The sequence below is a fragment of the Agrilactobacillus composti DSM 18527 = JCM 14202 genome (assembly GCF_001436375.1).
Lineage (GTDB): Bacteria > Bacillota > Bacilli > Lactobacillales > Lactobacillaceae > Agrilactobacillus > Agrilactobacillus composti.
In genome coordinates this window covers 23,651-37,453 of the sequence record NZ_AZGA01000088.1, presented here as the reverse complement: position 1 = coordinate 37,453, position 13,803 = coordinate 23,651, and the positions used below count along the sequence as shown (strand labels likewise).

The window sequence follows — 13,803 nt, the reverse complement described above, 5'->3', positions numbered from 1 at the left end:
GGTGTAGATTCTGGACAGCATCATATCGGTCTGGCTGTCACTTCTCAGGATAAAGTCCTATTCAGCCTGCGCCAAGATGTGAAAAAGTTACTGGATACCCGGCGAAGTTATCGGCGTGGTCGTCGCAATCGTAACACCAGATACCGCTCGCCCTGTTTTCTGAACCGGACCAAGCCGTCGGGCTGGCTGCCGCCATCGATTGCCAGTAAAATACACCACAACATCAACTGGATTCAGCGTATTCAAGCGGTAATGCCTAAAGCAGAACTGCATATTGAAGTAGGCAAGTTCGACATGGCTAAGATGAAACAGCCAGATATTACTGGTTTAGGCTATCAACAGGGGGACAAATATGGTTATGAGACCACAAAGCAATATGTCTTAGACCGGGATAACTATACCTGCCAGATCTGCCATGGCAAAACCAAAGACCCAGAGCTAAAGATCCATCACATCATTTACCGGTCCAATGGCGGCACGAATCAGGTGAGCAATCTGCTCACGGTGTGTGCTACTTGTCATACCCAGGCCAATCATCAGCCTGGTGGCAAGCTCTATGCCCTGCTGGCTAAGAAATTTCAAAGTTACCGTTCTCTAAAGGGCGCTACTTTTATGAACATCCTGCGCCGCCGGTTGTTCAAGGCTTTTCCAGAAGCAAAGTTTCAATATGGAGCTCAGACGACTTTAGACCGGGCCAAGTTAGACTTACCAAAAGCACACTACAATGACGCTGTAACTATCAGCGGCATCCAAAAAATCGCACAACGGCCCACAGCTGTGGTGATGTTCCACCAATTCCGCAAAAAGAAGTGCTCCCTGCATGAAGCCACAGCCCGTAAAGGCCGTAAAATACCTAATATTATGAGTAAACGTAATGCTAAAAATAAGAAATTTTCAAAAGGTTTTTATCTTAATGACTATGTGCAATTACCTGACGGCCAAAAGGGTAATGTCAGCGGGTTCAGTGGCAAAATAAAGTGTTTTGTAAAAGCAGGTGATGGTTATTACTTGGCCATAAGTTCCAAATACAAACACATCAATCTAAGCATACTTAAGGTGATCCGGCATCAAAATAATTGGAACGTTACTGAGATAGAAGTTAAGACTCATCAAATGGCGTGATCTAACTTTCTGCGAAAGTTAAGGCTATCCCTCTCCTTTAATAAAACCAAAAAAGTGATAAACATCAACCCCATGGGATTAATGTCTATCACTTATGTTAGTTCGTTTAAGTGTTGGTAGGTAATTATCTACCGGCACTTTTTTTAGACCAAACTTGCCCACAAAAGGACTAATGCACAGATGCCAATAGCTCAGCTGCGTTATCATGGAAAATGGCCTGTTTCTGTGCAGCGGTTAATAAGTCAGTTTCCGCCAATGCTTGGTTCAACTTGGCTGCCCGTTTTAAAGGTGTATACGGAATATCACTGCCATAAAGGATATGGCTTTCATCTGCCAACGTCAATAAAGCCGGTAATTGTCGAGGTAATACGGCGCCGGCAGTATCGAAATAAACCTGCTTCATGACTTTATAGATATCAGTATCATACTTACTTTGAACGTATTCGGCAACTCGATCAGTCAGGATTGCCAGAAATGCCCCGGCATGGGGAACAATCAATTTAATATCCGGAAAACGCTCAAAAAAGTGATAATGTAACAGATTCATAAATGTCATAGTAGTATCCATGAAGAACCCTAGAAGTGGGGTCGGCAGGCCAGGGGCGACATTTCCCGGCAGTGCACTTGGTTCATTGGGATGCAGCGTGACAATCGCGTGGCGGTCATTTAATGTTTGATAGACTTTATCCAATGTCGGCGAGCCAAAGTAGGTACCCCGGCTATTGGTGGGAACGGTGACACCGAGTGCCTGGTGTTGATCAAAGGCCCGGTTGACAGCAGCCACAGATTCGGCCTCATAAGGAAAAGGCAACGTTGCAAAATAACCCAGCTGTTTGGAGTACTTTGTTGTCAGTTCACTGCCGAGTTGGTTGCTTTCTTCCGCCAAACGAAGGGTTTCATCCTTATCATTAAAATTTATATGGGGTGACGAGAGTGATAAAATTGAATAATCAATACCGTTTTGTTTCATAAAATTCAAAGTGGTGTCCACTTGCCATTCCGGGGTTGGCCAGCCATCGGGATCCCCGGCAATGTGTTTCTTCAAAGCGGCCACATAGCCCTTTGGTAGATAGTGAGTGTGTAAATCGATTTTATTTTGAATCGTCATAGATAAACGCCTCTTCTTTTATTGAATAACTCTATTTTAGAACCTTTAAATTAAATAAGTAATCTACAAAAAAGCAAAAATTGTTCAGTTAGGAGCTGATTTGATGAATTTAACGGGGACGCCGGCGCAACTTAAAATGTTTGAAGCACTTGCGGTACTTTTGAACCGGATGCCGATGCATCAAGTATCAATTACTGAGATTATCAAAACGGCAGGTGTGAGCCGCTCCACATTTTATCTGTACTATACTGATTTCTCGGCATTTATCCAAGATTTAGAAAACCGCCTGTTAAAACATGTCGACCAAACCCAAAAACGTGATTTAAAATCCGCCATTAATGCCACTGCAATCTCTCCGGATTTCAATACGGCCTATCCGGTTTTTCTAGCCTTAGTCAAGGGAATTGAAGATAACTTCCCACTATTCAAAGCGTTGACTGAACAGGATAACAGTCGTCAATTCATCGAAATCTTTCAATTATCCTTGAGTGAGACGTTGTTTGCAAATCTCGAAGAAAATATGGAAAATAAAGCCTTTTTCGAAGGCATCCCCGCCGACTACGCCATGCCAATATTTTTCAGCACCATTCTGACAATTGTTCTCCACTGGCTGCACAAGAAGAACCCAGAACCTGCAGCCGTCGTGGCCCAATTGATCACAAGAAGCCGCTATGTAGCCCCCTACGAATTATTCAAACCAAAAGCTGAACCGTGAGTATATCAAGCTAAGAGTGCACAACGATGCATAACCTTGTATCCCCTAGTGAATTCTAGATTCAAGCTCAGTTGACCAAACAAAAAAACTGAGTTTCCAAAAGATGAAAACTCAGCGCTTTAATTTGCTAGGCCGCACCCTTTGTCTTGATCCGTTTTTATTGACGGACTTGTAGGTTAGCCTTGGGTTGGATTATGGAAATGTTCCGGTGCTGTATCTGGCAGTTGGTTTAAAGTGGTCATATCCTCAGGACTGATGGTAAAGTCTAATTGGGTATTGGCTTTAATATGGGCTTCACCGGTAGCTTTAGGCAAAGGCAGAACGCCATTTTCTAAGCAAAAGCGTAAAGCCAATTGGGGCACACTGACTTGGTATTTGTCAGCCAGCGCTTTAATCTGGGCGTTGTGCAATAAATCCCCGGTGGCTAGGGGTGAATAAGCTTCAATCAAAACACCCTGGGCCTGGGCCCGGTTGACGATTTTAGGTTCAGTAAAGCCAACGTAGTATTGAATTTGGTCCACCATTGGGGCAATTTTTGAAATTTTAGCCAAATTGTCCAAATCGTGCACGTTAAAATTAGAAACCCCGATGGCCTTCACGCGACCGCTTTGATAAATCTTCTCAAAAGCCCGCCAAACTTCCTGGTTACCCTTGTCATGTTCACTGCCAATGGCATCCCAAGGCCATGGGGCATGGATCAAGTAAAGATCCAGATAATCCATATCTAAAGCAGCCATGGTTTTATTAAATTCATCTAAAGCCCCATCAAAAGTTTTAATGGCCCCTGGCAGTTTAGATGTGACAAAAACTTCGCTACGATCCACATCTGATTCCCGGATAGCTCGGCCAACTGAGGCCTCATTGCCATAAGCTCGGGCCGTATCAATATGGCGATACCCCAGCTTCAAGGCATTGCTAACGGCATTATAAGCCACTTGGCCATCGGGAATCTGCCAAGTCCCAAAACCAACTTTGGGGATTTTGACCCCATTTGTTAACGTATAAGTATCTGTTAAAACACCCACTAAAATCAACTCCTTTATGGACTATTATAACCTTTTTTATAATTCCTGAGTCTGTTCATGACTGTGGCTGCGGGCAAAGTGCGCCCGTACTACACCGTTGATCAACAGCGCCAAACAGCTACACCCCAGTAACGCTAAATTTGGGTAGGCACTGGTGATAGTTAAATAAAACCGGTCTAACAATATACTAAAGATAAGTAGTAGCACGCCCAAAAATACCAAGTTGCCTAACAGTGCTAGCCAGTTGCGTAACCTACGGTATTGGCGCACACTTTGGCCATCCGGACGACGCTGGTGCCACAGACTGTTAGCCAGTTGATAAAGCAACCAGATACCACCGGTAATCCCCAGCCAAAGTCCGACTTGGCGCCACCTTAAACCCTTGTCAAAAGTGGTCTGGCCCTTTTGCCGGCCCACCATCGCCGTATAGCGATTAAAATAAGTCTGAATGTTATGCGGTGATACTTTATGCCGACTCAAAAATAATTGGGTATAAAACATTTGAAAATCCGTTAAAACGGCCTGATTTGTACCAGCCGGGGCAAAGGCAATTTGATAATGACCCTTGTAGGGAAAAACAAATAATATGGAAATATACCGCTGTATTTCAGCTGCCGTCTTATAAATCTTATCTTGCTGGACCTCACCGCCGGTAATACCGGTGGTGACCCCTTGATCGGCTTTTTGTTTAAATTGCTGCTGCAATTCAAAATTGACCCTTAATACTTGTTTACGATAGCGACTCAAACCACTGCTTTGGCTATTATTACTTAGGCCGGGCTCAAAATGCAATTGGCTGGGTTTGCGTTTGTATATGTAAACCCAGACTTGTTGCTTTGAACCCGTCGTCAGTAAATGGGCATTGACCCCCCGCATGTGATTAATATCAGTGGTGCTCAAGATACCTAATTCATCATGCACCCGTTCCGTGGCCCATACCCGTTGCTGTGATAAACAGAAAACCATTAAAATTGTTAATAATCCCAATAAGCTACAATAAATAAACCGCCCACGTTGATTCATGTTTATAACTCCCATATCACAATCTCAAAGTAATTTTAAGTGTGTCACTATCATAAGTATAGGCCAATTGTCATTTTTTAGCCATGACCATGATAGGGGTCAAAATTTATTGGCGGTACCGCATTGATCAAATGGTGGGTATCCCGAATTTCGATACGCATTTGCGTATGCGCTTTCAACATGGTTAAAATACGCTGATATGTGGCGGTATCCCCTGGCAGAATACCCAGCTCATGGGAAATAACCACTTGTTGGCGTAATTTTTTGCTATACAGAAAAACATTGTTGGAATTATCAAAATGATCCCGGACTACGACCAGCCAGTATAACGTATTACGCTGCCCGAGAAAATAGTGGTCAAAACGTGCTAGTAGTTGTTTAAATTCGTTTTGCGTCATATCATTCGCTCCTTTACGCTTGATGGCCGCCCACCAAGCTACTGCGGCTAATTGCCGTTCCCCCCTGGGTCAAACTGCTAGCCCGCATCAAGGCCTTATAACCAAATCTAACTTGAATCTTATCAATGATTTGATCTAAGTTGGCTCGGTTGACAGTCTTTTGCTGATCTTGAAATAAATTTAATTGCAAGCCTAATTGCTTGGAAATACGGCTGCAGCGGACACCCACATTGCGAATCGGAGTGCCGTTCCACTTTTTCTGAAACAAATAGGCCACCGCTGCTTGCAATTCATTGGTTAAATTAGTAGGACTCAACTTCATTTGTGCGGAAAAATGTTTATTACCCTCATTGGCATACCCAATCCCGATACCAACCACGCTGGTTTGCACATGATGTTGCCGCAAGCGGGTAGCGACTTGGGCGGCAGTTTCCTTTAAAACCGTTAAACAATCTCCAAGGGTTACATAATCCCGCATCAAGACTTGGCTATTGCCATAGCCTTTATTCTCCGAACGCACCAGATAACGCCGTTCCAGATTGGCATAGTCAATGCCCCAGGCATGGTAATACAATTGCTCCCCCATAACCCCAAAGCGCTTTTTCAATAAATTGACATCGGCATGAGCTAAGTCATAAACCGAATAAATCCCCAATGCCTTTAAGCGCTTGGCATAGCGGCTACCGATTCCCCACATGGCATCTAGTTTAGGAATTTGCCAAACGGTATCAGCAACTTGATCATAATCCCAATAGGCTTTCCAAGGTGCCGCTTCTTTAGCAGCATTATCTAAGGCAAGCTTAGCCAGTAACATGTTGGGCCCCATCCCCACCGTGGTCACAATCCCGGTTTGATCCAAAACCTTTTGTTGAATAGCACTGGCAATATCCCAATTGCTGCCAAAAAGCCGGTGAGACCCAGACACATCTAAAAATGATTCATCGATGGAATAGGGAAACCAATGAATATCGTCGGTAAACTGGCGATAAATATGATTGATCTCTAAATTCTTATGGATGTAATCCGCCATATGGGGTTCCACGAATTCAAGGTTCATATCTGGCCGAATTTCATATTTGCGGGTGCCCAGACCTACATGATAATGGGACTTACTATAAGGTGATGCCGCTAGAATCAAGCCCCCTTGTGACTCTTCTCTGGACAATACGGCAATGTTGGCCCCTAGGGGATTCATACCATGTTTAACAGCTTCCGTACTGGCGTAAAAACTTTTGCAGTCAATGCAAAGCATATCCCGCCGCGGTAGCGCCCGGGGGTCTGATAAAGGTGTTCTTTCAGTGTTAGGCATAGTTATCCATACCTTCTTTGTACCACTTGTCAGGATCTAACAACGTCACATGCCGAATGTCGGCAATGGCAATAATGTGCTGCTGTCGGCCACCACAAACAACAATTTGATCAGCCCCACCGATTCCCTCCAGTGTCCCCACAATATCCGGCCCCGGTTGATTATTGACTAGAATATTCAATTGCAGTTTAATCGGGCCATACACCTTAAAGGCAGCTTCTAACAAGCGCCGAATCTCGCCATCGCTTTGTTGGGGTTCAATAACTTGGGGTTGCCCCTTTTTAGCATCAACTTCCAAGGCTAGACTATGATCGCTTAAAAACCAGCCTTGCCATTTAAGCATCCCGCGGTCATTGTAGAGCCACAATGCCTTAGGAGGATCATAAACCGTCATAACGCTCACCTCAAATTCAGTTTACTAAGTTATCTACATCATACAAACAGACATTCTCGTTGTCAAGCTAAAGTTAATATTTACTTTTAATCGCTTATATTAAAGCGACAGCCACCGCTTATGGTTATAATAAAATTCGACTATTTGCTTAGATTAAATGATAGTTGTTATAATTAATAACGGACTGTTTTTTTAATAAAAATAGTTGATATTTATTTTCAGACTTGCGTCGGATACCGTTTCAGACCACCTAAATGCTACAATAAAGTTGTCCTGAAAAGGGCACTTCTTCCTCCAAGATCTAAAAGACTCATGCAAGTTATTTCTACCCCAATAAAAAGGAACGCAACCAGTGCAGCGGTTGCGTTCCTTTGCGTTACTCATTTAATTTAAAAGAAAGCTTTGATAAATAAATCCACAGCTAAGCCGAAAGCACAAAGACTGATCACGATTTTTAATGGCCGCGCTGGTACCCGCCGAACAATCGCAGGACCAATGTAGCCGCCAATGGCTAACCCAATACCTAGGGGAATAGCAATATGCCAATAAATATGGGATTCAAAACTATAAATTACTGTCCCTACCATATTAGACGCACATAGGGTAATATTTTTAATGGCATTGTAAACTGGAAAATGCTCATCACTGGTAATCGAAAAAATTGCCAGCATAATGACCCCACCGGCGGCCCCAAAATACCCGGTATAGGCCCCAACTAGGAAAATACTAAGGCCATAAAGAATCAGCCTTAACCAACTGGGTAAGATTTGCCGTTTAGTGCCAAAGCCCACCTTTGCAATCTGTTCATCCCGATCCCGCCGGCTGGGCATTAACAGTAACACCCCTGCTGTGGCAATGAAGAATGGCACAACATGTTCAAAAGTAGAGGCCGGGGCAATCAACAATAAAAAACTACCAAAAACACTCCCGGTGATCGTTAGGACCAAAATTTTAAGTAAATCTCGCCCATGGCCATGGAGTTCTTTTCGAGAACCCAAGCCCACACCAACGCCAGTAAAAATTAAGCCAGCGGTATTGGTCACATTGGCATAAAGGGGTGGCAGACCAATTGCTAATAAAAATGGATACGAAATTAAAGATGCCATCCCCACCACTGAACTTAAGATCCCAGCGGCAATGCCGACAAAAACAAGCATGTAAACCGAGCTAAATATGGCTGACATTATGTAGTTTCCTTCTTTTTAGTAAATTATGATAATTTTCATTTTAGCATTGTAGAAAAGTTAAAACAATGCCAGATAACCACATGTGTCAGATTAAAATCTTTGCAGAAATAGCCTAGCGATTGTCATACTCATCATTACTAGTCTGATTATCATGCAATGCCGAGACGGTGACATCATCAAATTGTAAATGTTTGACGCCAACAATATTACCAAATTCCTTGCCCTCTATCTCAATAGCTTTAAAAGAAATGTCAGCCATTGGCTGATCCGGAAAGGCCTTCAGATCAAACGCACGTGCAGGCAAGGTATAGTCAGCGGTCAATTCTGCTGTAACGTTTTGAACAACAATATTGCGAACCTGCGTTAATCTACTCTGTCCTTCTGGAATTTGTGCCGCAACTGCCCGCCAAAAATCAGGTTTATCCTTAAGATCTATGGCTTTCTTTGCATTATATTGATTATGCCAAGCCATCAACCAAGAGAAAGGAAATTGAACATTCTTCATTTTCAAATTCTCAACCCGGATATTTTCAATAATCCCACCCCGATCTCGAGCTGATTTCATTCGAAAACCACAGCCACTATTTTCAAATGTCATATCATGAATACGCACATCATGAATATTACCGCTCACTTCACTACCGATGGTCACACCATAGCCAGAGTGAATTGTACAATGATCGATTTCAACTTGACTGGTGGCTTTGCCCACACGATAGCCATCGCCATCACGACCAGATTTTAAAGCAATACAATCATCCCCACAAGCCAATGAGCAATCATGAATATGAACCCTTGTTGACGAATCCACATCAATACCATCCGTACTTGGTCCATCATTTTCTTTAATTGTAATATGAGCGACTTCAACATCTGTTGTATAAGTTAACTGTAAATTCCAAAAACCCGATTGCCGCAGTGTAATATCTTGAATCAGAATGTGATCTGATTTATAAACTAAAATTGAACGCGGTCGCTTAATGTCGTAATCTGCAATCCAACGTAAATCATGTTCATCATACCATTGGCGACGACCACTTTTAGTATCTTCACCCCAATACTCAGCCCACCAATGTGGTCCCTGACCATCAATCGTACCAAAACCATTAATTGTGACATCCGTCACCGTCAGCAGATTAATAATGGCAGCGGGCCAATTCATTTCAACGCCAGCAACTCTGGAAAAAACTTCTGGAAAATCATTAATATCTGTACTTCCAATTAATTTAGCATTTTGAGTTAACGTCAAAGTAACATGGGACTTCAAAAAAAGTGCCCCAACTAAGTATGTTCCTGCCGGAATAATGACGGTTCCCTGTTCGATTGCCGCCATATCAATAGCCTTTTGAATAGCTTTCGTATCTAAATGCTGACCATCGCCAATCGCATCAAATGCTTTGACATTAAATACCGTTTGTTTTACATCACCCAATGTTAAACACACTCCTTAATTGAGATCGTTAGTCAATAAATTGATGCGTTCAAGGGACCGAGCAAAATTTTCTTGTGGTGTTTCATCTAAGATTACAAAAGCATCTGGCTGATATTGTTGAATTACTGCCAAAGTTTGCTGTAAATCAGCCATGCCTTCTCCAACCGGTACAACTTTCGCGCGACCATTCTCAACAACATAATCCTTGATATGAAAAGCATAGATTCGATCACCAAATTGAGTGATTGCATTTTTTACAATTTCACTAATTTTTTGGGTAGAATCATGTACTAAATTGGCCGCATCTAAAATAATTTGCAAATTGGGTGATTTAACGTTATCTAATACGCTTTGCGATACCGCTAAACTATGAATAGGATGATTCACACCAGGCTCAACACCAATTAAATTACCTACTTTTTCTGCCGTAAGCGTTAACGTTTTAATTTGCTGGATAGCCAATTCAACAATATCAGGTTCATAGTTTTTGGCGGTTAAATTAAAATTGGGATCAACACTGCCAGTTTCTGTACCGACTAAGTTGCCACCAAAATAACGAACCATGGTTAAGTATTTTTGAAATAACTTCATAGCCGCTGTTCGCTCACTAATATCCGGATGAATCATATTAATGTAACATCCTAGTACAGCAACCTGGATGCCTTGTTTTTCAAACTCGTGTTTCACTTTATTTGCTAAACCAAAGTTAATATTTTGGCCATGATTAGTTACGCCAGGCATTGAAGCTCGCGGTGCAAACTGAATATAATCGAAGTTTAAATCATTTAACCGTTGTGCCAGCTTTGGAATGTCGTCAAAAATTGTAATATCGTGCGCGCGTAAACCTAATTTCATCTTCATTAACTCCTTATATATTTGTTTTACAACAATAGTTTCTCCCGTTATGCATAAGAAGCCTGACATAATCGTAAAATCACGTCAGACTTCATTAAATCATATGCGTATATTTACTGGATCCATTTTACATGGCTTAGCATTGCCACAATTTCTTTGCGATTAAGATAATGTTCCCGCTCGATGCCTTGATCAATCAATCCTTTTTCATAATCATTAAATTGAGCAGCGATATAATAACCGTTTAGATACTGAAGCAATACTTTCTTAGCCCGTCTTTCAGTATCATCGTTAGGGTCTTTGGGTAGATTGCCCACGCAGAGCTTGGCAAATTCCTTTGGATCAAGTTTAACTTCATCAGATTTATCAACCATGTTAAATCCCCCTTATCTACCTATCAGACTAGTCTTGTTTGTTGATTTTGGCCAATTCAGCATCGACTTTATCAATCTTCTTCTTGCTCAGTGGATACCAGAAAATCATCAATAATGCTGCAATTGTTAAACAGCCAAATGGCAATAAGTTGGCTAACCCATAAATTCTGTTTTCAACAGCTAAAGATTGAACTGCGCCACCGGTTGATGAGGATTGATAACCGATAAATTGCAACATGAAACCACCGATACCACCGGCTAAAGCCTGACCAACTTTCCGAGAAAATGAGTTGACCCCATAAACAGTCCCGTCTTCACGAAAACCAGTTAGATACTGATGATAATCAATAACATCAGTTATGAATGCCCAGACCATTAAGTTGAACAAACCTGACCCTAAAGTGGCTAGGAACAATAAAACTAAGTAAACCCATGGGTTACGCAGATGTAAGAAATACATCGCTAAATACATAACTGCTGAGAAGGATAACGCGCAAATGCTTGCTTCTCGTTTACCAAACTTTTTGATCAACATCGTGGCAAACGGTGCTAAGACAACCACGGTCCCATAAGTAAATAACAGTGCGATTGACATGGCTTGTTTGCTATGGAAATAATCATTGAATAGATAGGTTGTCGTAGTTCCTGATAAGATTTGGTTAATGACAACGAAGAGATCGATCACAACTAATGACATTAAAGCCCGGTTTGTAAATAAACCTTTAATTAAGTGCTTGGCGCTGACTTTTTCAGTCTTTTCAACTTGAACCCGTTCAGTTGTTAAATGATAAGTTAAATTATATGCTACGAAGGCAATTAAGGCACAAGCAATGGCAATGAAGAAGAAACGCATACCAGAAACAACTTGGCGACCATTAGCAGCTGTGGAATACATAAAGATTGGGATTAAAAATCCTGTTGTAGCACCACCAATTGCAGAACCGACACTTCTGAATGTGGATAAAGAAGCCCGATCATCTGGGTTAGCACTAATTGCAGAAGCCATAGAACCATAAGGAATATTAATGCAAGACAAGAAAACACCATAAACTAAGTAAGTTACAAAGATATACGCGACTTTGCCAGGCAAAGGAAATGCGCTTACAACTGGTAAGAATAAAATGATTGCAATTAAGCAAAATGGCCATTTCATTCTTTTAATCCAAGGCCGGAAACGACCGGCTGCGGTCAGCTTAGTTACATCTGCAATCCGTCCAACTGTAACATCTGCAAAAGCATCAATAATTCTGGCGGTTAAAAATAAAATACCGACAATTGCGCCAGAAATACCTAACACATTTGTATAATAGATCATTAGAAAACTATTAACTAAACCTAAAATAAAACAGTTGCCTAAATCACCAAACATATACCCAATTTTATCGCGAATACCAAAGGGATGAGCATTTGTTTGAACGACCTCAATCCCTGAAGTTGGATTGCTAGCTGCATTATTGGCTTTATTATTGCTTTTATCAACTACTGTGGCTTTCATATTTTCACTCCTTAGTGAATTTTGAATGAGTAATCTTGAATTCGCTTTCAATAAGTTCGGGATGTTACCAGCAAATTATAGTTTGCTGGTAACATTTAATACCTAAGATTTAATAAAATTCTTTCAAATATTCTGTAAGTGCCAAGATTGCCATGGACTGGCCATAAGGCATAACTGAAATCTTGATATGTTTATAGAAATCTTTTGTCTCGCCCATGGGTGTCCCTGCGGAAACGTGTGCCAGCGCGCCTTCATCATCAATATTGTCTAATAAACCGCGTAGTCCCTTCAAACCCATCTGACGGTAATTAGTGCCTTCAATATAATGCTCATGCCCCGCTTTTAAGATGCCATAAGTAAATCCGGCTGTTGCGGAACCTTCAACATATGAACTGGGATCATCCACTAAGGTATGCCATAAACCACTGTCAGCTTGATACTTCTCCAGTGCATCAAATTGGTATTGTAAATTCATTATCATAAATTTACGAAAAGCATCATCTTTGGGGAGATCTAACAATGTTAAAATTTCTGGGAATGCAATTGAGATCCAAGAATTGCCCCGACCCCAAAAAGCACCTGCAAAATTATTCCGCTTTTCAAACGTCCAACCATGATACCAAAGTCCAGTGCTACGATCTTGAAGAAATTCTGTATGTAACAGAACTTGCTTCTTAGCTTCTTCCACATACTCATCTTTATGAAGTAGTTTGCCAAGTTTGAGAATCGTCAAAACACTCATCATTAATGTATCGGCCCACATCTGATTTGGATGAAGATCCCCGAATGTCACATGTTGAAAACCACCACGTTCCGTGCGCGGTAAGTCATGGTATAACCAATCCCCCCAACTCCGTAGATAAGGTAGATATTTCTTATTGCCGGTTTCTTCATACAAATAAGCTAGCGTTAACATTTGAACCATGGTATTGATATTCTTTTCAACTGGCTTCTCTTGGAACCGATCGTCATACCATTTAATGATTCTGTCTAGTACGGTTTGATTACGTGTCAATTGATAATATTTCATCATGCCGTATAAGCCAATACCAGAGGTCCATTCCCAATAGTCAAAGCTTTTGTTATCAATAATCGAACCATCGCCAACCTTGATTGAGAACTCGCCAGTAGGATCGCTTAGGTGGGTTAAATTATGAATCAACAAATCAATTGTGTCGGTTAGTTCAGACTTAGATACCTTAGTTTCAATCATTTTGAAGCACTCCTTTTAATATTATTTCAATCTATAACAATAAATAATAGATAATTTAATCAATTTTTGTTCTCGATAACATTTCATAAACAAGCTACCCAAATATTATTTAAAAAACTCATTTGATTAAATCAGACCATAATGATATCTCTT

The 13,803-nt window shown here is 41.3% G+C and carries 14 protein-coding genes; 2 read left to right on the top strand and 12 right to left on the bottom strand.

What is annotated here, in order from left to right; translation table 11 throughout:
* On the top strand, positions 1 to 1,122 hold a 1,122-nt coding region (gene iscB, locus FC83_RS15350), incomplete at its 5' end, for an RNA-guided endonuclease IscB (protein WP_236700851.1).
* Positions 1,123 to 1,291: 169 nt separating this feature from the next.
* Here the strand turns inward: iscB and FC83_RS15345 are convergent.
* Complete coding sequence (locus FC83_RS15345) at positions 1,292 to 2,230, bottom strand: amidohydrolase family protein (protein ID WP_057002972.1); 939 nt, start codon at positions 2,228 to 2,230, stop codon at positions 1,292 to 1,294.
* 103 nt (positions 2,231 to 2,333) lie between these two features.
* Here FC83_RS15345 and FC83_RS15340 point away from each other — a divergent pair, with 103 nt between their 5' ends.
* A complete protein-coding gene (locus tag FC83_RS15340; RefSeq protein ID WP_035451390.1) occupies positions 2,334 to 2,945 on the top strand; it encodes a TetR/AcrR family transcriptional regulator in 612 nt (203 codons plus the stop codon).
* 176 nt (positions 2,946 to 3,121) lie between these two features.
* On the opposite strand, the gene FC83_RS15335 is transcribed toward FC83_RS15340, so the two are convergent.
* The 11 genes from FC83_RS15335 to FC83_RS15285 form a co-directional block, all read right to left on the bottom strand.
* Positions 3,122 to 3,970 (bottom strand): aldo/keto reductase, encoded by an 849-nt coding sequence (locus FC83_RS15335; RefSeq protein ID WP_035451388.1) that lies wholly within the window; start codon positions 3,968 to 3,970, stop codon positions 3,122 to 3,124.
* Positions 3,971 to 4,006: 36 nt separating this feature from the next.
* The gene (locus FC83_RS15330; RefSeq protein ID WP_035451385.1) at positions 4,007 to 4,993 is read right to left on the bottom strand and encodes a hypothetical protein; all 987 of its coding nucleotides are present in this window, start codon (positions 4,991 to 4,993) and stop codon (positions 4,007 to 4,009) included.
* 77 nt (positions 4,994 to 5,070) lie between these two features.
* Positions 5,071 to 5,391: a hypothetical protein gene (locus tag FC83_RS15325; RefSeq protein ID WP_035451382.1), complete on the bottom strand. Its 321-nt coding sequence runs from the start codon at positions 5,389 to 5,391 to the stop codon at positions 5,071 to 5,073.
* Positions 5,392 to 5,404: 13 nt separating this feature from the next.
* Positions 5,405 to 6,700 carry a Y-family DNA polymerase gene (locus tag FC83_RS15320; RefSeq protein ID WP_035451381.1) on the bottom strand — a complete coding sequence of 432 codons (1,296 nt, stop codon included), beginning with the start codon at positions 6,698 to 6,700 and terminating at the stop codon, positions 5,405 to 5,407.
* Positions 6,693 to 7,094 (bottom strand): hypothetical protein, encoded by a 402-nt coding sequence (locus FC83_RS15315; RefSeq protein WP_035451378.1) that lies wholly within the window; start codon positions 7,092 to 7,094, stop codon positions 6,693 to 6,695. Before FC83_RS15315 ends, FC83_RS15320 begins: the two co-directional genes overlap by 8 nt.
* Positions 7,095 to 7,483: 389 nt before the next feature.
* Entirely contained in the window at positions 7,484 to 8,278 is a 795-nt protein-coding gene (locus tag FC83_RS15310) for a sulfite exporter TauE/SafE family protein (RefSeq protein ID WP_035451377.1), read from the bottom strand.
* Positions 8,279 to 8,393: 115 nt separating this feature from the next.
* Positions 8,394 to 9,713 carry a glycoside hydrolase family 28 protein gene (locus FC83_RS15305; protein WP_057002971.1) on the bottom strand — a complete coding sequence of 440 codons (1,320 nt, stop codon included), beginning with the start codon at positions 9,711 to 9,713 and terminating at the stop codon, positions 8,394 to 8,396.
* Positions 9,714 to 9,728: 15 nt separating this feature from the next.
* The gene (locus FC83_RS15300; protein WP_035451375.1) at positions 9,729 to 10,568 is read right to left on the bottom strand and encodes a sugar phosphate isomerase/epimerase family protein; all 840 of its coding nucleotides are present in this window, start codon (positions 10,566 to 10,568) and stop codon (positions 9,729 to 9,731) included.
* A 113-nt stretch (positions 10,569 to 10,681) separates the two neighbouring features.
* Positions 10,682 to 10,942 (bottom strand): hypothetical protein, encoded by a 261-nt coding sequence (locus FC83_RS15295; RefSeq protein ID WP_035451372.1) that lies wholly within the window; start codon positions 10,940 to 10,942, stop codon positions 10,682 to 10,684.
* Between the two features lie 28 nt (positions 10,943 to 10,970).
* Positions 10,971 to 12,437 carry an MFS transporter gene (locus FC83_RS15290; RefSeq protein ID WP_081762995.1) on the bottom strand — a complete coding sequence of 489 codons (1,467 nt, stop codon included), beginning with the start codon at positions 12,435 to 12,437 and terminating at the stop codon, positions 10,971 to 10,973.
* A 109-nt stretch (positions 12,438 to 12,546) separates the two neighbouring features.
* Positions 12,547 to 13,650, bottom strand: coding sequence for a glycoside hydrolase family 88/105 protein (locus tag FC83_RS15285; protein WP_035451370.1), 1,104 nt, complete (start codon positions 13,648 to 13,650; stop codon positions 12,547 to 12,549).
* Between the last annotated feature and the right edge of the window lie 153 nt (positions 13,651 to 13,803).